The 19,138-nt window shown below is 64.4% G+C and carries 17 protein-coding genes; 8 read left to right on the forward strand and 9 right to left on the reverse strand.

The window, feature by feature from the left end:
• Positions 1 to 13: 13 nt before the first annotated feature.
• The 3 genes from AB0H22_RS02705 to AB0H22_RS02715 all read right to left on the reverse strand — a co-directional run bounded on the left by AB0H22_RS02705 (position 14) and on the right by AB0H22_RS02715 (position 3,281).
• Complete coding sequence (locus tag AB0H22_RS02705; protein ID WP_180748641.1) at positions 14 to 1,300, reverse strand: FAD-dependent oxidoreductase; 1,287 nt, start codon at positions 1,298 to 1,300, stop codon at positions 14 to 16.
• A gap of 234 nt (positions 1,301 to 1,534) precedes the next feature.
• Positions 1,535 to 3,103 carry an amidohydrolase family protein gene (locus tag AB0H22_RS02710; RefSeq protein ID WP_180748642.1) on the reverse strand — a complete coding sequence of 523 codons (1,569 nt, stop codon included), beginning with the start codon at positions 3,101 to 3,103 and terminating at the stop codon, positions 1,535 to 1,537.
• Positions 3,096 to 3,281 (reverse strand): hypothetical protein, encoded by a 186-nt coding sequence (locus AB0H22_RS02715; protein WP_358144603.1) that lies wholly within the window; start codon positions 3,279 to 3,281, stop codon positions 3,096 to 3,098. The genes AB0H22_RS02710 and AB0H22_RS02715 overlap by 8 nt, the downstream gene beginning before the upstream one ends.
• A gap of 515 nt (positions 3,282 to 3,796) precedes the next feature.
• Between AB0H22_RS02715 and AB0H22_RS02720 the strand changes: the two genes are divergently transcribed.
• Genes AB0H22_RS02720 through AB0H22_RS02745 form a run of 6 tightly spaced genes read left to right on the forward strand, consistent with a single transcriptional unit; the run spans position 3,797 to position 9,284 of the window.
• Entirely contained in the window at positions 3,797 to 4,333 is a 537-nt protein-coding gene (locus tag AB0H22_RS02720) for a hypothetical protein (RefSeq protein ID WP_358144605.1), read from the forward strand.
• Positions 4,330 to 5,874 (forward strand): SPFH domain-containing protein, encoded by a 1,545-nt coding sequence (locus AB0H22_RS02725; protein WP_358144607.1) that lies wholly within the window; start codon positions 4,330 to 4,332, stop codon positions 5,872 to 5,874. The genes AB0H22_RS02720 and AB0H22_RS02725 overlap by 4 nt, the downstream gene beginning before the upstream one ends.
• Positions 5,875 to 5,903: 29 nt before the next feature.
• On the forward strand, positions 5,904 to 6,728 hold the full coding sequence (locus AB0H22_RS02730) for an LLM class F420-dependent oxidoreductase (RefSeq protein ID WP_358144609.1): 825 nt from the start codon (positions 5,904 to 5,906) through the stop codon (positions 6,726 to 6,728).
• Between the two features lie 20 nt (positions 6,729 to 6,748).
• Complete coding sequence (gene rfbB, locus AB0H22_RS02735) at positions 6,749 to 7,744, forward strand: dTDP-glucose 4,6-dehydratase (protein WP_180748645.1); 996 nt, start codon at positions 6,749 to 6,751, stop codon at positions 7,742 to 7,744.
• A gap of 1 nt (position 7,745) precedes the next feature.
• Complete coding sequence (rfbC, locus tag AB0H22_RS02740) at positions 7,746 to 8,363, forward strand: dTDP-4-dehydrorhamnose 3,5-epimerase (RefSeq protein WP_358144611.1); 618 nt, start codon at positions 7,746 to 7,748, stop codon at positions 8,361 to 8,363.
• A gap of 45 nt (positions 8,364 to 8,408) precedes the next feature.
• The gene (locus AB0H22_RS02745; protein ID WP_358144614.1) at positions 8,409 to 9,284 is read left to right on the forward strand and encodes a DUF4190 domain-containing protein; all 876 of its coding nucleotides are present in this window, start codon (positions 8,409 to 8,411) and stop codon (positions 9,282 to 9,284) included.
• Positions 9,285 to 9,295: 11 nt separating this feature from the next.
• Here the strand turns inward: AB0H22_RS02745 and map are convergent, their stop codons facing one another.
• The 4 genes from map to AB0H22_RS02765 form a co-directional block, all read right to left on the reverse strand.
• Positions 9,296 to 10,090, reverse strand: a complete 795-nt coding sequence (map, locus tag AB0H22_RS02750) for a type I methionyl aminopeptidase (RefSeq protein WP_180748648.1) — start codon at positions 10,088 to 10,090, stop codon at positions 9,296 to 9,298.
• Positions 10,091 to 10,101: 11 nt separating this feature from the next.
• Positions 10,102 to 10,647, reverse strand: a complete 546-nt coding sequence (locus AB0H22_RS02755) for an adenylate kinase (RefSeq protein WP_180748649.1) — start codon at positions 10,645 to 10,647, stop codon at positions 10,102 to 10,104.
• The gene (secY, locus tag AB0H22_RS02760; RefSeq protein WP_180748650.1) at positions 10,644 to 11,972 is read right to left on the reverse strand and encodes a preprotein translocase subunit SecY; all 1,329 of its coding nucleotides are present in this window, start codon (positions 11,970 to 11,972) and stop codon (positions 10,644 to 10,646) included. The genes AB0H22_RS02755 and secY overlap by 4 nt, the downstream gene beginning before the upstream one ends.
• Before the next feature lie 141 nt (positions 11,973 to 12,113).
• Positions 12,114 to 13,367: an HAD family hydrolase gene (locus AB0H22_RS02765; RefSeq protein WP_358146022.1), complete on the reverse strand. Its 1,254-nt coding sequence runs from the start codon at positions 13,365 to 13,367 to the stop codon at positions 12,114 to 12,116.
• Between the two features lie 213 nt (positions 13,368 to 13,580).
• On the opposite strand from AB0H22_RS02765, the gene AB0H22_RS02770 reads away from it, so the two are divergent.
• Positions 13,581 to 14,498 carry a class I SAM-dependent methyltransferase gene (locus AB0H22_RS02770; protein WP_358144617.1) on the forward strand — a complete coding sequence of 306 codons (918 nt, stop codon included), beginning with the start codon at positions 13,581 to 13,583 and terminating at the stop codon, positions 14,496 to 14,498.
• Here AB0H22_RS02770 and AB0H22_RS02775 read toward each other — a convergent pair.
• Together AB0H22_RS02775 and sppA are read right to left on the reverse strand one after the other, a co-directional pair.
• Positions 14,495 to 15,634: an AI-2E family transporter gene (locus tag AB0H22_RS02775; protein ID WP_358144619.1), complete on the reverse strand. Its 1,140-nt coding sequence runs from the start codon at positions 15,632 to 15,634 to the stop codon at positions 14,495 to 14,497. The genes AB0H22_RS02770 and AB0H22_RS02775 overlap by 4 nt on opposite strands.
• Positions 15,635 to 15,717: 83 nt before the next feature.
• Positions 15,718 to 17,469 (reverse strand): signal peptide peptidase SppA, encoded by a 1,752-nt coding sequence (gene sppA, locus AB0H22_RS02780; RefSeq protein ID WP_358144621.1) that lies wholly within the window; start codon positions 17,467 to 17,469, stop codon positions 15,718 to 15,720.
• 105 nt (positions 17,470 to 17,574) lie between these two features.
• On the opposite strand from sppA, the gene AB0H22_RS02785 reads away from it, so the two are divergent.
• Positions 17,575 to 19,137 (forward strand): sensor domain-containing protein, encoded by a 1,563-nt coding sequence (locus AB0H22_RS02785; RefSeq protein ID WP_358144623.1) that lies wholly within the window; start codon positions 17,575 to 17,577, stop codon positions 19,135 to 19,137.
• Position 19,138: the final 1 nt, after the last annotated feature.

The following is a 19,138-nucleotide window of genomic DNA, read 5'->3' on the forward strand; positions in this document are numbered from 1 at the left end:
ATCCCCGAATGCCCTAGGACCAGGTGACTCCCGACCTGCTGATATGGGGAATCGCCGTGGGCCGCACCAGGCCGGCGGTCAGCCATGCCCCCGCGAGCCATATATGGGGTGCGGATTTGGCTGCGACGGTCCGCCTGGCACGCATCGAGACATCCGAACCGTCCAGGACTCGCTGGGCCCGAACGGACAGTATCCGGTTACGCACTCCCGACCGACGCCGCTCGCGAGCGCTGCGGTTGATCGCCAGCCAGGCCGCCGCAAGGTCACTGGGCTCACCCAACGCCTCCGCAATGGCATCCGCGGCAGCGACCGCGTCAGCCACACCCGAGTTCAGGCTGCGTCCACCCAGCGGCGCGAACTGGTGAGCGGCCTCGCCCGCGAGCAGCACCCGGCGGTTGACGTCGGTGTAGCTGGCGGCCACTCCTTGGACGGTCTGATGCACCTCGACCGACCTGATGTGGTCCGCATACCAGTCGTCACCGGTCAGCGCCGTGACCCAGGAGCGCACTTGTTCTGCGGTCGGTGCGGTCGCTTCGTCCTCAGGCAGGTACTGGACATCCAGGCGCAGCCCATCCGGGTACGGCAGGCGAATGGCGTGCCGCTCGCCGAGATCGGGGTGGTGGTACTGGATCTGCACGGGTAGATCCGCAGTGACGCCGTCAGCGTGTGGTTCGACGTCGATCACCACGCACGGCGGGGACGGCGGGCGATCCGACATGCCGATACCCAGTGCTTGGCGAATGGCCGACCTGGTGCCGTCGGCGGCAATGACGTAGCTGGCGCGCACCCGGTCGCCGCTTGCGAGGGTGAGCCGCGCTCCGGTGTGATCGGTGCTGATGTCAGTGACCGCGGCACCCGAGTGGTACTCAACACCCAGGTCCAGCGCCTCGGCCAATGTCTCGTCTTCAATTGCTTTCTGCGACAAGCTCATTCCCCAGGCCGCCGGATTCCACGGGCCGGGCATCCGCGATGGAGCGTACGAGGACATGACGAATACCGGTCGGCCCTGGTAGAAGGTCTGGACACCGTGAACCGCCAACGCCGACCCGCGCAGCCGGGCGCCGAGCTCGGGTGCCACCCGGTCATATCGCCGCAATGTCGAGTGCCCGACAAATGTGGCGCAGTTTCGGTGCCGCTGACGCTCTTTCGAGCCGGCAGCCTCGAGCACAACCACGTGAATTCCCCGGCGTGCCAATACCGCGGCAGCAAGCAAACCGACAGGTCCGCCGCCGACCACCACGACGGCGTCATCGGTGACGTCCCGGCGTGCGTCCGCTGATACCGCCGCAAGGTGAGGCACACCATGACGGTACCGCGCGGGGCAAATCGTGCGCCTACCGATATTTCGGTCCGTATATTGAGGCCACTACCTGGTGCGGCGCACGCCTGAGCAATTGAGCACGTAGCCAAGCAGGGCGGATTCGTGGTACGTAAGTCGGAAATGGCGCATAGCGCCGCTGGCATAACTACCTCGCCACCCGAGGCCTTGGCTTCCCCAGATCCGATGAGAATGCCCCAGATTCAGACTGATGGGTCAGCGCAGCGGACCGGAGGGCTCGCTCGTTCCGGCTCGAAGTAGTCGCCCACGGCGCTCCCCTGAGAACTGTCCGTCGCGGATCACTGGAGTCCCCTCAAGTAATACCCATTGCATACCGGCGGGCGGTGTTTCGGGATGACTGTAATTGCCGGCGTGGTCGATGACATCAGGGTCGAAAATGCATATATCAGCAGCGGCACCGCGCCCCAACCAGCCCCGATCTGAAAGTCCGAACTGTGAAGCAGATGCGGATGTCATCTTTCGCACAGCCTCGCCGAGAGACACGATCTCACGGTCACGGACGTAGGTGCCGAGGAAGCGAGGAAAGGTCCCGTATGTGCGTGGATGAACAAGACCCGTAGGGACATCGTTGTCTGAACCGATCGAGATGAGCGGGCTCCGCATGAGGGTTTCGACGTCGTCGGCCCGCATGACGTGCAGCACGGTGTCGGCCGCAGGGTCGGTGAGAAGCAGATCACACAGGGTGTCCCATGGGTCGCGATCACCTGTGATGTCGGCGAGGGTTCGACCGGCGACGGCAAGATCTGCATGTCGGGTGACAGTCAGGTCGTCGGGTCGGATCTCACGCCAAATTCCTGCTCCCACAAACTCGACAGGATCCTCAGCGATCCGGCGTAGCCGCAGCCGTTCCAGGGGATCGGCCAATCGTTCCCGAAGCCTGCTCTTGCCTCCTTCGGAGGCGAGCGTCGGGAGCACTGCTACGAGACCGGTACTGCAGGCCTCGTACGGGTACAGATCGCCGAGCACGTCCACCCCGGACAAGCGGGCCTGAGTGATGCGTTCGAGCAGGTGGGGCGCCGCCCCGTGCGCGGCGTATCCGGAGGCTTTGCAGTGCGATACCTGAAGCCGAATTCCAGCCGCCCGGGCAACAGCAATCGCCTCGTCGACGGCGTCGAGTAGCCCCTCCCCCTCGTTGCGCATGTGCGTTGCATAGCTCGCGCCCCAGCGGCGTGCGACCTGCGCGAGCGCAATGAGTTCGTCGCGCTCGGCGTAGGCGCCCGGCACGTACTCGAGTCCCGACGACCAGCCGACGGCGCCTGCAGCGAATGCTTCGTCGGCGAGCTCGCACATCCGCTCCAGCCCACCGGGTGGCAGCTTCCGTTCGAACCCTGCCACTGCGATGCGCAGCGTGTTGTGACCCACGAGCGCTGCGAGGTGGTTCGTCGTTCCGGCCACATCGACGGCATCGAGGTAGTCGACGAATCGAGGGAAGGAATGTCCCATCTCTGCCACCACCTCAGCGGCGTGATCCGAATGTGTTGGCGCGCAGGTGTATCCGCAGTTGCCGACGATCTCGGTCGTCACTCCCTGTAGCAACTTGAAGGGCTGCGGATCGGGCATGAACGGGACGGTGTCGGAATGCGTATGCGGGTCAACGAATCCTGGCGTCACCGCGAGACCGTCCGCGTCGATGCGTTCGCGGGTAGGGCCGAGGTCCGCGCCGATCGCCGCGACTCGACCGTCGGCGATGGCCACGTCGGCGGTGATGCCCGCTCCACCGAAGCCGTCATAGACCGTGCCGCCGAGAATGATCAGGTCATGCATGTGCTGCCACCTTCGAGTTAGCGATCGCCTCGCCGTCCTTCTCGCCGGCGGCGGTGCGGGCTGGTGTTGGCTGGCTGCTCACCACTTCCGAGCGGGCGGGGGCGGTGACGGTGAATCTGAACGTCGCCTTGAGGTCGGGCTGTTCCAACACCGCGAACATACGCCGTGAATCCGGCACTTCGAACTGGGAGTGCTTTCGCGCGCTCCGCCGCCTCGACTCGGGTCAGGTTCTCTCCGGGCATGTATGTCTCCTCGCTGTTTCCCGTTTTGCGCTCGACACGCCACCGGCCAATGGATCGGTCCCGGCTCGAACCGGGTAGCCGTCAGCTGCACTGCAGGTCGAATCTGGTCGGTCCGGAACCGAACTGGACAAGGTCGGTGGATCCCGCGCCGACGACTACCCGGCCCGATGCGCAGCTGCCGATCCACTGCCCCTCCCCAGAGATCACCGTCCCGCTCGCGGGCAGGGACGATCCGAACCTTCCGTTGATTACTTAGTTCGGAGGACAAGACCGCCTACCTGCCGACAGATCACTGCTCGACGGCATCGGCATCGCGGCAATCGCGATCTCGGCAGTGACATACCTGGTGCGGCGCGCGCCGCACCAGGTGAGCACGTAGCCAGCGGGGCGGATTCGTGGTACCTATGTCGGTAGTGGCGAACATTGCCGTCGGCAACGGGGAGGGGGTCGGGTGGACGGTCTGACGATCGGATATCTGGCGGCCTTCGCGGTCGGAGGCATCGCGGTGCTCTCAGCGCTGCTGCTCACCGATATCGGCCACGGCGACGGGATGCCGTTTCTGAGCCTGACCTCCCTTTCCGCAGCGCTCACCGGCGCAGGCGCCGGTGGATTCGTCGGCTCGGCGCTGCACATCTCGCCACTGCCGACGGCGATCGTCGCCGTGGTGTGCGCCGTTGCCCTGGTGTCGATCCTGCAACTTTTCCTGACATACCTGCGGGGCCAGCAAGCGAACTCACACTCCGGTCGTGCGTCCTATGTGGGCAGGCTCGGCACCGTAACCCTCGAAGTGCCCGCCGGAGATGGCTGGGGTGAGATCGCGTTCATCGATGCCGACGGCAACCGGGTGCATTCGCGAGCGATCAGCGATGAGCCTTCTGAACTGTCCAAGAACACTGCGGTCTACATCGCCGATGTCGACTCGGAATACCTGCACGTCGTCGCCATCCCCGAAGCGCCATCCGGCGCAACCACGAAGGACCTCATATGAGTTTGCTCGTTATCATCGTCATCATCGCGATCGCGGTACTGGTGCTATTCGTGGCCCTGCCGCTGATTTACGTCCGCAACTACATCAAGGTGCCGCCCAATGAGGTCGCCGTCTTCACGGGGCGCGGTCAGCCGAAGGTGGTGCGCGGTGGCGCCCGGTTCAAGATGCCCGGTATCGAGCGGGTGGACATCATGTCGCTCGAACCGTTCAACGTGAACATCAACCTGCAGAATGCGTTGTCCAACAATGGCGTTCCGGTCAACGTCGAGGCCGTGGGCCTGGTGCGAATCGGCTCTAACGACGAGGCCGTGCAGACCGCTGTCCAACGCTTCCTGACCGCGGATCTGAGCGAATTGCAGCGGCAGATCAATGAGATCCTGGCAGGCAGCCTGCGCGGCATCACAGCCACCATGACCGTCGAGGACCTGAACTCGAATCGTGATTCGCTGGCGCGCAGCGTGGTGGAGGAAGCAGGCGGTGACCTCTCCCGCATCGGTATGGAGGTCGATGTCCTCAAGATCGCGGGCATCTCCGACCGCAACGGGTATCTGGAGTCGCTGGGGCAGCGTCGTATCGCCGAGGTCCGCCGCGATGCGACGGTCGGCACGGCCCAAGCGGAACGGGACGCGCAGATTCAATCGGCACAGGCCCGGCAGGCCGGCTCCATCGCGCAGGCCGAGGCCGATACCGCGATCGCCTCCGCCAACCAGAAGCGCGACGTGGAGCTGGCACGGCTGCGCGCACAGACCGAAGCCGAGAACGCCCAGGCAGATCAGGCGGGCCCGTTGGCCCAGGCACGGGCCGAGAAGGACGTGGGTATTGCCCGCGAGCAGGCGGAGGCCGCGCGCGTGCAAGCCCGCACCGAGGTGGAGTTGCGACGCACCGAGCAGGCTCAGGCCGCGTTGCAGGCCGATGTCATCGCCCCGGCCGAAGCACGTCGTCAGGCCGATATCGCTATCGCGGAAGGCAGTCGACAGTCCACGATCCTGAAGGCGCAGGCCGATGCCGAGGCGGAACGGCAGAAGGGTTCCGCGGAGGCTGACGCCCGTAAGGCGGCCGCCGACGCATTCCGCGTGGAGCAGCAGGCCGCCGCCGACGGTGCCAAGGCCAAGCTCATCGCAGAAGCCGACGGCACCAGGGCCCAGCTGATCGCCGAGGCTGAGGGCACCAAGGCCAAGCTGCTGGCAGAGGCCGACGGAAAGAAGGAGGTCGCCGCGGCCCTCAACGCCTACACGCCGGAGGCCGCACGACTGCTGACCCTGCCGGACATCCTGGCGGCGGTGGTGCAGACAACCGAGGCCGCGGCAAAACCGCTCGGCGAGATCGAAAGGCTGTCCATCATCGGCGGCGCCGGTGATGCCCAGGACGCATTGGGCACCCTTCTCGGGGTTAGCCCGCAAGCGGTAGCGAAAGTGATTGAGAGTCTTAAGGTTTCAGGTATCGACCTACCCGAGCTTCTCAACCGCACTCAGCAGACCAAGGAACATTCGTCCACTCCTGCGGCACCGCTTGCCCGCTCCGACGGACGGGTAGAGGAATAGCGACACCACCGGTGAAGTTGGGACGCGATATGAGCGAATCGAACCTCAGCCGATTTGGAGTATGGAAGGGCGGTCCGGTCACACCGGAGCAGGCCAAGGCCATCGAGGATCTGGGCTACGGCTCAGTGTGGATCGGGGGTGTGTTCACCTCGGATTTGGCTTATGTGGAACCGCTAATCGAAGCGACCGAGCATCTCACGGTTGCCAGCGGCATCGTCAACATCTGGACCTCCCCTGTCGACGAGATAGCCGCTTCATTCCATCGCATCGAGGCGGCCTATCCCGGGCGATTCCTGCTCGGGGTTGGCGCTGGACATCCCGAAGCATCGGCCGAGTACCGCAAGCCGTACGACGCCCTGGTCGAGTACCTCGACGGGCTGGATGCGGCAGGCGTCCCCAAGGAGCGCCGGGCGCTGGCCGCATTGGGACCCAAGGTGCTGAAGCTGTCCGCGGATCGCACCGCCGGCGCACACCCCTATCTGACGACACCGGAACACACCCGACAGGCCCGAGAGGTCATCGGTCCAGATGCCCTGCTCATTCCCGAGCACAAGGTGGTGCTGAGCACCGACGCGGAGAGTGCACGTGCGATCGGCCGGAGCACCGTCGACTTCTATCTTCAGTTGAGCAATTACGTAAACAACTGGAAGAGACTCGGTTTCAGCGACGAGGATGTCACCTCACCGGGTAGCGACACATTCATCGACGCCGTGGTGGCGCACGGTACCGCCGAAGAAATCGCCGGTCAGCTGGGCAAGCACATCGACGCGGGCGCCGATCAGGTGCTGATTCAGGTCCTAGGCGATAAGGGATTGATCGACACGTTGACCTCACTGGCGGACGTGCTTCGGTAATCCCCCGTTAGGGTTACAGCATGCGGATGCTGGTCACCGGCGGCGCCGGTTTCATCGGAGCCAACTTTGTTCACACGACCGTCCGTGAACGCCCCGATGTCTCGGTTACGGTCCTCGACGCGCTCACGTATGCGGGTAGCCGTGAATCATTGGCGCCGGTGGCCGCGGCAGTCGACCTGGTGCAGGGCGATATCTGCGATGCCGAGACGGTGGATCGACTGGTCGCCAACAGCGATGTGGTGGTGCACTTCGCCGCCGAAACGCATAACGACAATTCACTCGCCGATCCGTCGCCGTTCTTGCACAGCAACATCATTGGTACCTACACGCTGCTGGAAGCGGTACGCCGCCATGATGTGCGGTTGCACCACATCTCCACCGATGAGGTATTCGGTGACCTTCAGCTCGACGATCCGAATCGGTTCACCGAGGACACCCCCTACAACCCGTCGAGCCCGTATTCGGCCTCCAAGGCCTCGGCCGATCTGTTGGTGCGTGCGTGGATGAGGTCGTTCGGAGTGCGCGCGACGATCTCCAACTGCTCCAACAACTACGGGCCGTATCAGCATGTGGAGAAGTTCATTCCTCGGCAGGTCACCAACATCCTCACGGGTCGTCGTCCTCGTCTCTACGGGGCGGGCGCCAATGTCCGGGACTGGATTCACGTCGACGACCACAACAGTGCGGTGTGGCGCATCATCGAGTCGGGAACCATCGGACGCACCTATCTCATTGGGGCGGACGGCGAACGAGACAACCTGTCGGTGCTGCGCACCATCCTGGAGCTCATGGGCCAAGCACCGGACGACTTCGACCATGTCACGGACCGCGCCGGTCATGATCTGCGCTACGCCATTGACCCGACACCGCTGCGCGATGAATTGGGTTGGCAACCAACGCATGGCGATTTCGCCGGTGGACTGACCGCAACCATCGCCTGGTACCGCGACAACGAGGATTGGTGGCGACCCATCAAGGATGGCGTTGAAGCTCAATACGCCGCACGGGGGCAGTGATATGCAAATCCGCGAACTCTCGGTACCGGGCGCCTTCGAGATCACCCCGGTGCAGCACCACGACGACCGCGGGGTGTTCCTCGAATGGTTCAAGGGGCCCGCGCTGGCCGAGGCCATCGGACATCCCTTCGACTTGCAACAAGCCAATTGCTCGGTGTCTGCAGCCGGGTCGTTGCGCGGCATACATTTCGCCGATGTGCCACCCGGACAAGCCAAATACGTCACGTGCCTCAGCGGGTCCGTCTATGACGTTGTGGTCGATATTCGCGTCGGTTCACCGACATTCGGCGCATGGGATGCGGTGCTGCTCGATACCAGTGACCGGCGTGCCATCTACATCCCAGAGGGAGCCGGCCACGCCTTCCTTGCCCTGGAAGACGGCTCCACAGTTGCCTACCTATGTTCGACCGGATACGCCCCGGGCCGCGAGCACGGTATCGACCCACTGGATCCAACAGTGGGTGTCAGGTGGCCCACGACCACTCCCGACGGCACCGAACTTTCGTTGCTTATTTCCGAAAAGGACAGGGCCGCACCATCATTGATGCAGGCAAGAGACTCGGGGTTGCTACCGCTGGCCGTCGATGTACAGACGTACCTGGACGGCCTCATCAACTGATCTGAGACTCACCGACATCTACCACGTGTTTGCTAAAGTCCCTACATGACGCAACCGCCTGCCGGGCCGCCACCCTCGGATCCCGGGTCGGAGTTTCCGCCGTACCCGACGCCGACGGGCCCTGGATATCCACCGGTCGGGCCACCGCCGGTGGGCGGATATCCACCCATTCCGCCGGCCGGCCCTGCCGGCGCCGTTCCCTACCCGCCGTACCCGCAGACCGACCCGGTGGGATACCCACCACCTGCCGGGTATCCACCGCCGGCCGCGCCGTACGGATATCCCGCGCCGGGGGCGTACCCCCCGATCGAGGCCGCACGGGGCACCAACGGATTTTCCATCGCAGCCCTGGTTTTCGGCATCCTTCCGATCTGCGCCGGCATCCTTGGCGTGATCTTCGGATTCGTCGGCCTGAACCAGATCAAACGAACCGGCCAGAACGGTCGCGGTCTGGCGATCGCGGGCATCGTGCTCGGATTCGTGTGGATCGCCGTCTGGGTTGTTGTTATCGCGGTGGGTGTCAGCAACCAGCCCAAACGCGACGAATCCGGGCATGTCACCCAGTCCGGCGATATGGACGTCACCAAGTTGCGTGTGGGCGACTGTGTCGCCGACATGGGCGACAAGGACTACTACACCACGACTAAGGCGATCCCGTGCTCACGGCCGCACAAGGCTGAGGTCTACGCACTGCTACCGCTGTCCGGAACTTCCGTTCCCTCGCAGTCGGAGCTGGATGACAAGGGCAATAAGGGCTGCAGCTCAGCCTTGGAGACTTACTCGCCCCATGCCTTCGAGGATGACGGGGTCGAGATCACCTACCTCTACCCGACCAAACGGTCCTGGGCCCAAGGTGACCGGTCGATCGCCTGCGTGGCTGTGTTCACCACCGACCGCACCCAATCCATCAAGGGAAACTAGGGGCGCTGGGCCTACGGGCGCAGTGTCAGGATGCGGGGGCCGTCCTCGGTGACGGCCACCGTGTGCTCCCAATGCGCGGACCGAGAACCGTCGGTGGTGACGACGGTCCAATCGTCGGCCAGCACCCGAGTCTGGGTGGTGCCGAGCGTGAGCATCGGCTCGATGGCAAGCACCGACCCCACCCCGAGGAGTGGCCCCTTCCCGGGGGCGCCCTCATTGGGCAGGAACGGGTCCAGGTGCATCGAACGGCCGATGCCGTGGCCGCCGTAACCGTCCACGATTCCGAATGCACGGTCGAATTGCTTCTCGGCGGCCCGGGTACCCAGCTCGATCGCGTGGGATACATCGGTGAGCCGGTTCCCCGGGATCATCGCCGCGATACCGGCTTCCATGGACAACCGAGTGGCGGTCGATAACGCTTCATCGACGGGTATGACGGTGCCCACCGCGAAGGTCCACGCGGAATCCCCGTGCCAGCCGTCCAGGATCGCCCCGCAATCAATGGAGACCAAGTCGCCGTCGACCAAAATGGCTGTCGCCGAAGGTATTCCGTGGACCACTTGGTCGTTGACCGACGAACAGATGGATGCCGGGAAACCGTGGTAGCCCAGAAATGACGGCACCGCGCCGGCATCCCGGATCACGGCCTCGGCAACCTGGTCCAGTTCCAGCGTCGAGACACCGGCCTTGGCGGCATCGCGGACGGCGACCAACGCGGCCCCCACGATGGCGCCCGCAGCAGCCATGGCATCGAGCTCATCGGTGGTGCGCTGCTCCACCGTCTTCTTGCGGCCGAACAGCCCCACTCGTGCTCCTACTACCGGCCCAGAGCCTGCGAGGTCCGTGCGAAGACCTCGTCGACCGTGCCGACGGCATCAATGGTCTGCAGCACGTCCTGGTAGTACTCCAGCAGCGGCGCGGTCTCGTCGCGGTACACGTTGAGGCGGTTGCGGATGATGCCTTCGGTGTCGTCGGCGCGGCCACGTCCTAGTAGTCGCTGCACGAGCTCTTCCACCGGCACCCGGAACTCCAGCACGGCGTCGATCTTGACTCCGCGGGCCTCTTCCATCGCGGCCAGCGCATCGGCCTGGTCCACGGTGCGCGGGAATCCGTCGAGGATGAATCCGTCTGCGGCATCGGGCTCGTCGAGACGCGCCTCAACCATCTTGTTGGTGACCTCGCTGGGCACCAGGTCCCCCGCGTCCAGGTACTGCTTGGCCTGAATCCCCAGCTCGGTGCCCTCGCTGATATTCGATCGGAACAGGTCGCCCGTGGAGATCTGCGGAATGCCGAACTTCTCCGAAATCAGTTGCGCCTGCGTACCTTTGCCTGCCCCTGGCGGGCCGAGTAACACCACTCTCACTTCAGGAACCCTTCGTAGTTACGCTGCATCAACTGGCTTTCGATCTGCTTCACAGTGTCGAGACCGACGCCGATCATGATCAGTACCGCCGTTCCACCGAACGGCAGGTTCTGCGGGCCGCCCGAGCTCCCGATCTGCAGGAACAGGTTCGGCAGGATCGCAATGATGCCCAGGTAGATCGATCCTGGCCAGGTGATGCGGTTGAGCACGTAGCGCAGGTAGTCGGCGGTCGCCCGACCGGGGCGGATACCGGGGATGAAGCCACCGAACTTGTTCATCTCGTCGGCACGCTCATCGGGGTTGAAGGTGATCGACACGTAGAAGAACGTGAAGAAGACGATGAGCGAGAAGTAGATCAAGACATACCAGTAGTTGCTGGGATCGGTCAGGTAGGTGCTGACGAATCGGTCCCACCAGCCGGTCTTATCCTGCTTGCCGCTGCGCACCAGCTGGGTGATGAGACCCGGGATGTACAGCAGCGAGGAGGCGAAGATCACCGGGATAACACCGGCCTGGTTGACCTTCAACGGCAGATAGGTGGAGGTGCCGCCATACATGCGGCGGCCCACCATGCGTTTGGCGTACTGGACGGGGATACGGCGCTGGCCCTGTTCGACGAACACCACACCGACCACGATGAGCAGTGCTGCCACGCACACCGCGGCGAAGGTGACACCACCGCGGCTGTCAAGGATGGTCTTGCCCTCCGCCGGAATCCGCGCGGCGATGCCGGCGAAGATCAGCAGCGACATACCGTTGCCGATTCCGCGCTCGGTGACCATCTCGCCGAGCCACATCACCAGGGTGGATCCGGCGGTCATGACCAGAACCATCACCGTCAGCGTGAAGATCGACTGGTCCGGGACAATCTCAGTCTTGCGATCACAGCCCTGCAGCAAGGTTCCGCTGGCACCAAGGGCGACGATCGAGGTGGACTGCAACAGTCCCAGCGCAACCGACAGATAGCGCGTGTACTGCGTCATCTTGGCCTGGCCGGACTGGCCTTCCTTGCGCAGCTGCTCGAACCGAGGAATGACCACGGTGAGCAGCTGGACGATGATGCTGGCGGTGATATACGGCATGACGCCGACCGCGAACACCGACAGCTGTAGCAGCGCGCCACCCGAGAACAGGTTGATCAGCGAGTAAATCTGTGCGGAGTCGCCACTACTCACCTGCTCGACGCAGTACTTGACGGCGGAGTAGTTCACACCGGGAGACGGGAGGGTCGCACCGATCCGATAAAGGATCACGACCCCGATGGTGAAGAGGATCTTCCGCCTCAGGTCAGCTGTCCTGAGAGCAGAGACAAAAGCGGAAAGCACACATCCTCCTGCGCATCCTGCAGCTCGCCACGTGATCTGCAAGATGAATCAGCTGGTGATCCCAGCGTTGGGTAACCGTTTCGGCGGCCGTCAGGGCACGCCCGGGCCGGATACGAGACTAACAGTTCGCTGCCACACCAGTCAGAAGACGGTGTCCTTCTGGTCGGCGATGACGGTGCCGTCGGAGCGGAGCAGCGGTCCGGTGCTGCCATCCGGGTTGGTCCGGCCGTCGGTTGCACACAGATACGGGTCCACACGCTGCGGATAGGGATCGATGAACATGGGATTGATCAGCCACTTGCCGTCGGCGTTGTCGTAGGCCCGGCACATGAGTTCGGTCTTGTCGCGATTGATCGCGAGGTGCGCCGCGGTGGCGTCGTCGACGAAGGTGACGTCGGTGGTCGAGTCCCCCGCCGCGAGGATCTGGCGCTTGTCGACGTCGAAGGGCTCGAATGCGGTGGGTCCCTGCACACCGAAGACAACCTGGTTGGCCCAGCAGCGTTTGCCATCCACGTAGGTGATGACGGTGTCAGCGCCATCGGGCTGTCCACCGCAGCCCCTGACGTGCGGGGTCTGCTTCCCGTTGGTGTCGTAGACGCTTCGCACGCCGATCACCTGGTTCGTCGGGATGCCGATCTCCGGCGACCACACCTTGGCTACGACCTCCGAGGACGCCGAGATCACCCAAGTGCGGACGCCGTGTGCCTGGAGGGTGCCGATGAGGTCCTTGATCTGTGGGTAGATCCGCACATACCCGGGCACAGTGGTAGTGCCGATGGTCTGTTCGGCACCGATCGGCGCATCCAGGTTCTCCCGCTTGGCCGCCTGCGCGAATTCGGTGACCTCCTCGGCGGTGTATCCAGTGGTCAGCGCGACTGTCCACACGTAGGCGCCGTTGCTCCAGCGCTGGTTGTATCCGCTGAACGCTTCCTGCTCGTCATGCGTCTTTCCTTCCCGCACGGCCAGGATCTCGTCGGCGCAGGCGACATTCGTGGAGGTGGGCAGCGGCCGTCCAGCGGGGGTTGCGGTGCCACACGCCTCACGCAGCGCAGTGGTCGCGGCCTCGGTGATGTGTCGGCTGGTGGCGTGCCAGTCGGCGGGCTGACGGATCTTGTCGTGCCGCAGCATCCACGCCAGGGTGGCATCGGAGATGTCGTTCTTGACCTCGGTGTTGTCCCAATCGAAGAGCGCGACCGCCTGTGTGGGCCGCTTCCACGTTCCGGTGCATGTGCTGTGGGCGTCGATGACGGCCTGCAGCCGTTCCCTGACATCGCCGTACCAGGGCAGCGCGGCATCCAGCTGACGGCATCCGGGTGCAGCGTGTGCGGCGGGGGCACTCCCGTTCCAGGCCGCTACCGACAGGACGACGACGGCGAGCCACCCGAATGCCTTCACCGGGGTGAAATTACCACCGCGCGTCCGTGATTCGGGGCCCGTCATCGACCGTTCACCGCCAGTTCCGGTTAGTTATCGGGGATCTCCGCAGCCCGCTACCAGATGTGTTCGCGCAGGCCACAGCGGCGGACGTGCGCAATCGCAGACTGCGGCGCACTATGGTCGGGGCACGCCTGCAGTGCCAACCCAATGACAACCACTAAGGATTCTCCGATGGCACGGACCGATGACGACAGCTGGGATCTGGCTTCGAGTGTGGGAGCGACCGCCACGATGGTGGCCGCGCAGCGTGCGCTGGCCAGCCATGTGCCCAACGCACTGATCAACGATCCCTATGCCGAACCGCTGGTACGCGCCGTCGGCATCGAGTACTTCACCCGATTGGCCTCAGGGGATTTCGATCCCGAGCAGCTGGCGGGGCTGGTACAGCTCGGCATCACCGCCGACGGCATGGCCAACGGGATGGCAAGCCGCACCAAGTACTACGACTCGGCATTTGAGTCCTCCACCGCCGCCGGGGTGCGCCAGGTCGTCATCCTCGCGTCCGGACTGGACACCCGCGCCTACCGTCTGAATTGGCCTGCGGGCACCACGGTGTACGAGCTCGACCAGCCGGAGGTGATCGCCTTCAAGACCAACACTCTGGCCGAGCTGGGAGCAACGCCCAGCACTGATCGACGGACCGTGGCGATCGATCTGCGCGACGACTGGCCAACCGCGTTGCAGGCGGCCGGTTTCGACCCCGGGCAGCCAACGGTGTGGTCGGCGGAGGGGCTGCTGATCTATCTGCCCCCGGAGGCGCAGGATCGGTTGTTCGCTTCGATCACCGAGCTAAGCGCGCCCGGCAGCCGCCTGGTCTGCGAGCAGGTCCCCGGTTTGGAAACCGCCGACTTCTCCAAGGCGCGGGAGCTCACCCGCCAATTCGCCGGGGACACATTGGACTTGGATATGGAGTCGCTGGTGTACGCCGGCGAGCGCCAAATGGCAGCGGACTGGCTCGCCGAACACGGCTGGACGGTGGTGACCGAGGAGAACGACGCGCTGTATGCCCGGCTCGGTCTGGAACCGCCGAACCCAATGCTGCGCACCATATTCCCTAACATCATTTACGTCGACGCCACGCTGGGCTAGCCCGCCGCGCGCGTACGGCCCCACTTCCACCAGGAGCGCCTCGGCGCCTCCGGCTCGTCGGTGTCGGCACCCTCGAACGGAACCCCTTTATAGACAGCGAGATACACGTCAATCGTGGTCACGATGACGATCATCAACACCGGGCCCAGCACAACTCCCCAGAATCCGAAGGCCGCGATACCCGAGAAGACCGCCAGGAGCATCAACGCGGGGTCCAAGCGTGCGCCACGCGGCACGAGGAAGGGGCGCAGCACATTGTCGATATTGGAGACCACCAGGATGTGCCATGCGATGACGAACAGTCCGCCGACGGGGTGGCCGAAGATGATCATGCCGATGCCGAACGGAATCGTCACGATGCCGCCCCCGAGCGGGATGATCGACAACGCGGTGAGCAGTATTGCGAAGAAGAAGAAACCCTGCCGGAAGCCTGCGACGTAGATCGACGCGGCACCTGCAACCCCCTGCGCCGTCGCAATCACGAACTGTCCCTTGACCGTTCCGCGTACCATCGCCCCGATCTTGTCGAGGTACAGGTCGGTGATCTCCTCCCCCAGCGGATTGAGCTGTCGCAGCAGGGTGAGCACCTTGTCCTGCTTGACCAAGAGCGACACGAACACGTACAGGAAGATGATGGATGCCGCGACCGCCGACGCGACGCTGCCGACGGCGCTCTGGAGCACCTGCAGCAGCCCTTGACCCACGTTCTCCGCCAAGGATGCGATCGACTGCCGCAGCGCATCCGGAGTCAACTGGACATGTACGAACGGAATTCGGGCCAATACGTCGTTGACCACCGCGAGCGCCTTCTGCCCGAGTGTGGTCATATCGGTGTCTCCCACCCAGTTCGAGACGCTCTCGACCATGCGGGTGATCTGAACGGTTGCAACGAAAACCAGCGCACCCACCGGCACCACAACCGATCCCAGCGCGGATAACAGTGTCAATGTTGCGGCGATGCCCGAGCCGAACCGCTGGCCCAGTCGTCGGTACAGCGGTGTGAACAGGTACGCGGCCACCGCTGCGACGACCATCAGGATGAAGTAGCCACGCAGAAAGTAGATGCCGAAGACGATGCCCAAACCGGTGAGGACAGCGAGCACACGCTTCTGAAATACGGTCAGTTCGGTGTTCACGCCAGACCCCTTCCGCGGGCAGCTGCACACGACACGTTAGTCGGTGCCGTCGCCGGCCCCGGCGAAATACGCGTGCGGCGCGACTAGAAGCGGTAGTCGCCCAACACCATCGCCTGGACACTGCCGACGGATCGCTGAGCGCGTTGCACCGTCTCCAGAGCCAGCTGCGCCACTCGACCCAGCATCGCATCGGTGAGGGCCGCAGCGGCAGGCTGGGACGAGGCCCGCTGCCGCAGCATGGAGGATAGCGGTGAGCTCGGGAAGTTCAGGATCCGAACCTCGTCGTCGGCGTCGATATCCGCGAGTTCCTTGGCCTTGGCCACCGCCTCGCGGAACCCGCCGAGCTCATCGACCAGACCGTGCTCCAGCGCATCCTTGCCCGTCCAGATCCGGCCCTGTGCAACCGCTTTCACGGCATCGACGGTGAGCTTTCGTCCATCGGCGACCCGCTGCACGAAGTCGTCGTAGTGCATATCGATCTCGGCCTCGACGAGATCGCGCTGCTCGTCGGTGAACGGTTCATTACTGGACCACGCGTCGGCATTGGCGTTGGTGCGCAAGGTGTCCGACGCGACACCGAGCTTCTCCTTAAGTCCTCGGGTGATAAATTTTCCGGTGATAACCCCGATGGACCCGGTGATGGTTCCCGGATTGGCGATGATCGCATCCGCACTCATGGCAACGTAGTAGCCGCCCGACCCGGCTACCGCTCCCATGGATACCACGACCGGCTTACCGGCCTCCCGTGCGCGGACCACTTCTCGCCAAATCGTTTCCGATCCGTTAACCGATCCGCCGGGGCTGTCCACGCGCAACACGATGGCGGCCACCGAATCGTCGGCGACGGCATCCCGCAGCGCGTCGGCGATCACATCGCCTCCGCTCGCCGGTCCCGGCGGAAAGAGCCTTGGTCCGCTGCGGCCGCTCGCGATCGCTCCCGTCAAGGAGACCACGCCGATGGTCGGCCGCGACGAACGACCGGGCAGGGATGGAAGGCTCGGCACCTGCGGGCGGGTGGCCCTGGCGTAGCGCGCCAGATAAAGCAGCGGGAGCTCGGTGTCCCCTTGTCCCCCAGTCAGTTCGCCGATGCGCGCATACGCCTCATCGCGGTAGCCGATACGGTCCACGAGCCCACCCGAGACCGCATCGGTGCGGCGCAGCGGCGCCCGGTCTGCCAGGACGTCCACATCGGCCGGATCGAGCTTGCGCGATGCCGCGACGCCGTCGCGAACCTGTTCGGACAGGCTCTCCAGCAGCCGCCCGTCGGCTTCCCGCTGCGCGTCGGTGTAGCCGTCCTCGGTGAAAAGATTTGCCGCCGACTTGTATTGACCACGAGCGAGGAATTGCGCCTGCACACCGGCCTTGTCCAGGGCACCGCGCAGGAAGGTACCGCTGGCCGCAAATCCGATGAGCCCCACGGTGCCGGAGGGCTGCATCCACACCTCACGGAACGCCGATGCCAGGTAGTAGGCGAGCGTGCCCGGATAGGTCTCCGACCATGCCAGGCTGGGTTTGACCGCACTGAACGCCTCGATGGCGGCCCGTAGCTCCTGCACGGCTCCGGCCGCGGCGGGTGGGATCTGCACACGCGCGATAAGACCGGCGACCCGCGGATCATCGATCGCGCGGTGGACGGCGGCGATGGTGTGCCGCAGCGACAGCGGCCTGCTCGCGCCCGAAAACACCAGACCCAGCGGATCGAAGTTGACGGTTTCCGGCGGCACCTCGAGCAGATCGAGTTCCAGAATGCAGTCCCGGGGCACACCCCGGTGACGTGCGGTGTCAACCTTGGCCAGGAGATCGCGGACGTCCGTGGGTGCGGTGAAGGCGAACATGCCTTGAGCGTACCCACGAATGCGGCGATACTCCCGGCTACAAATCCGCGCTGCTGAATCACGCGGCGCGTAGGGTCTGAGCCATTCGCTGGCGGAGGGGCAACGATGAGACGTGTACAGAAGGTGACGGCGCAGGTCGCTGCATTACTCGCGGTGACCATGGTGTCCGGGTGCATCGACACTTCCGGGTCACGAGATATGACACCGTCACAGTCGACATCGAGGACGGCAGCGGCGCCCGCCCGCAGCTATCCCGGGTTGTTCCCCGAGTACCGAGGCAAGTTCCACCCCAACCACACGGATCTGGGTGGGCGAAACAACGCAGAACTGGCAAGTCTGCTGCCGGTGGCCACCGACTTCCCCGCGCCCGGGCTGACCCGTCCCACCGATATCGCCTCCGACGACGGGTCCGGGCTCGGACTGCATGGCCAAACGGATGGTGAAACACGTCCGCCCGAATGCCTGTACACACCCTTCGGCAAGTCCTTTTCGAGGGCTCCCGACGGTTCGGACTGGAACCTGTACTACGCGGCCTCGACATTCCACGAGGCGGACCCCGCCGGCAATCACATCATCGTGACGGTCAACCGTGAGCGCGAGAGCACCGACGTGTTCGCGTCGACCACCGACTGGATCAAGAAGTGCGGCCAGTACGACAAGGCGTTTCCGACGTTCGCGAAGCCGGATGTGCGGAATCGGCATGTCACCGACACCTTCGCCCCCGGGCCGATCGTCGAGGGCGTACAGACCTACGTATACACCAGTGCGAGTACCGATCTGGACGACGCGTCAGCCGGTAAGGAGTCGTTGGGAGTGCGCGGTCAGCGCATTCTGCTCGCACGAGTGCGTTCGGTGGTGTTCGAGGTGGAAGGCACCGACCAGGTGGACGCCGGCCTGCTGGACCAGCTGATGGCCACCAGCATCGCCAACGCAAAGCATGCCCCGCCGCCCCCCGAGCAGAACGCCGGCCGGTTGGCCGGACTGACCGGCTGCGATACCGCTGCGCTTAAACCTGGGAATCCGCAGCCGGATCCGACGCTCGACTGCACAATCCGCACCTCTGATGGCAGCGGCGTGATCTTCGAGGTGCTGGGCACCCCCGCGGGGACCATCCGGGTGTTCAACGGCAACGGCGCTCAGCTGCAATCCATCCGCGTGCCCAACCCGATCTTTCAGCAGCGCCTGCCGTTACTACAGGATCTGGACCAGGACAAGCGCGAAGAGCTGCTGGTGGTCAGGGCGACCGGCGACCCAGCCGGTGACCTCATGGACGTGTGGCGACCGCGGCCGAATTCTGATCAATTCGATATGGCCGGAACAATATTCGGTGTCCCGCGATTCTGGATGACGTCCGATCGATTCATCGGAATCTTCTCGCGCAACGGCGCCGACGCCGGGGTGGCGGCCCTCTTCCGGTTCGTCGACAACAAACTGGCGGTGCTGGCGCTGCTGGACACCGAAAGACGAGTGGACAACAAGCCGCTCGATCCGAAGTGGCGTCTGAATGCCAACGTCAAATGCGCGATGAACTTATCCGATGACCCGCCGGGGGCACTCGGGTCGCGAATGGACGCGCTGCGCGCGGCGGGTGTCGACCCGGCGACGGCCGAGGAACATTTCTGCCTACAGCCGTGGGTGGCGGGGCTCTATCGCCAGGGCACACGGTGAC

The organism is Mycobacterium sp. NPDC050853, assembly GCF_040653875.1.
In the GTDB taxonomy this organism is placed as follows: Bacteria; Actinomycetota; Actinomycetes; order Mycobacteriales; family Mycobacteriaceae; genus Mycobacterium.

Coding starts and splice junctions, on each gene's coding strand:
- AB0H22_RS02770 (WP_358144617.1), top strand. CDS start 13,581: ATGGCACGGACCGATGACGACAGCTGGGATCTGGCTTCGAGTGTGGGA.
- rfbB (WP_180748645.1), top strand. CDS start 6,749: ATGCGGATGCTGGTCACCGGCGGCGCCGGTTTCATCGGAGCCAACTTT.
- AB0H22_RS02785 (WP_358144623.1), top strand. CDS start 17,575: ATGAGACGTGTACAGAAGGTGACGGCGCAGGTCGCTGCATTACTCGCG.
- AB0H22_RS02730 (WP_358144609.1), top strand. CDS start 5,904: ATGAGCGAATCGAACCTCAGCCGATTTGGAGTATGGAAGGGCGGTCCG.
- AB0H22_RS02725 (WP_358144607.1), top strand. CDS start 4,330: ATGAGTTTGCTCGTTATCATCGTCATCATCGCGATCGCGGTACTGGTG.
- sppA (WP_358144621.1), bottom strand. CDS start 17,469: ATGTTCGCCTTCACCGCACCCACGGACGTCCGCGATCTCCTGGCCAAG.
- AB0H22_RS02710 (WP_180748642.1), bottom strand. CDS start 3,103: ATGCATGACCTGATCATTCTCGGCGGCACGGTCTATGACGGCTTCGGT.
- rfbC (WP_358144611.1), top strand. CDS start 7,746: ATGCAAATCCGCGAACTCTCGGTACCGGGCGCCTTCGAGATCACCCCG.
- AB0H22_RS02745 (WP_358144614.1), top strand. CDS start 8,409: ATGACGCAACCGCCTGCCGGGCCGCCACCCTCGGATCCCGGGTCGGAG.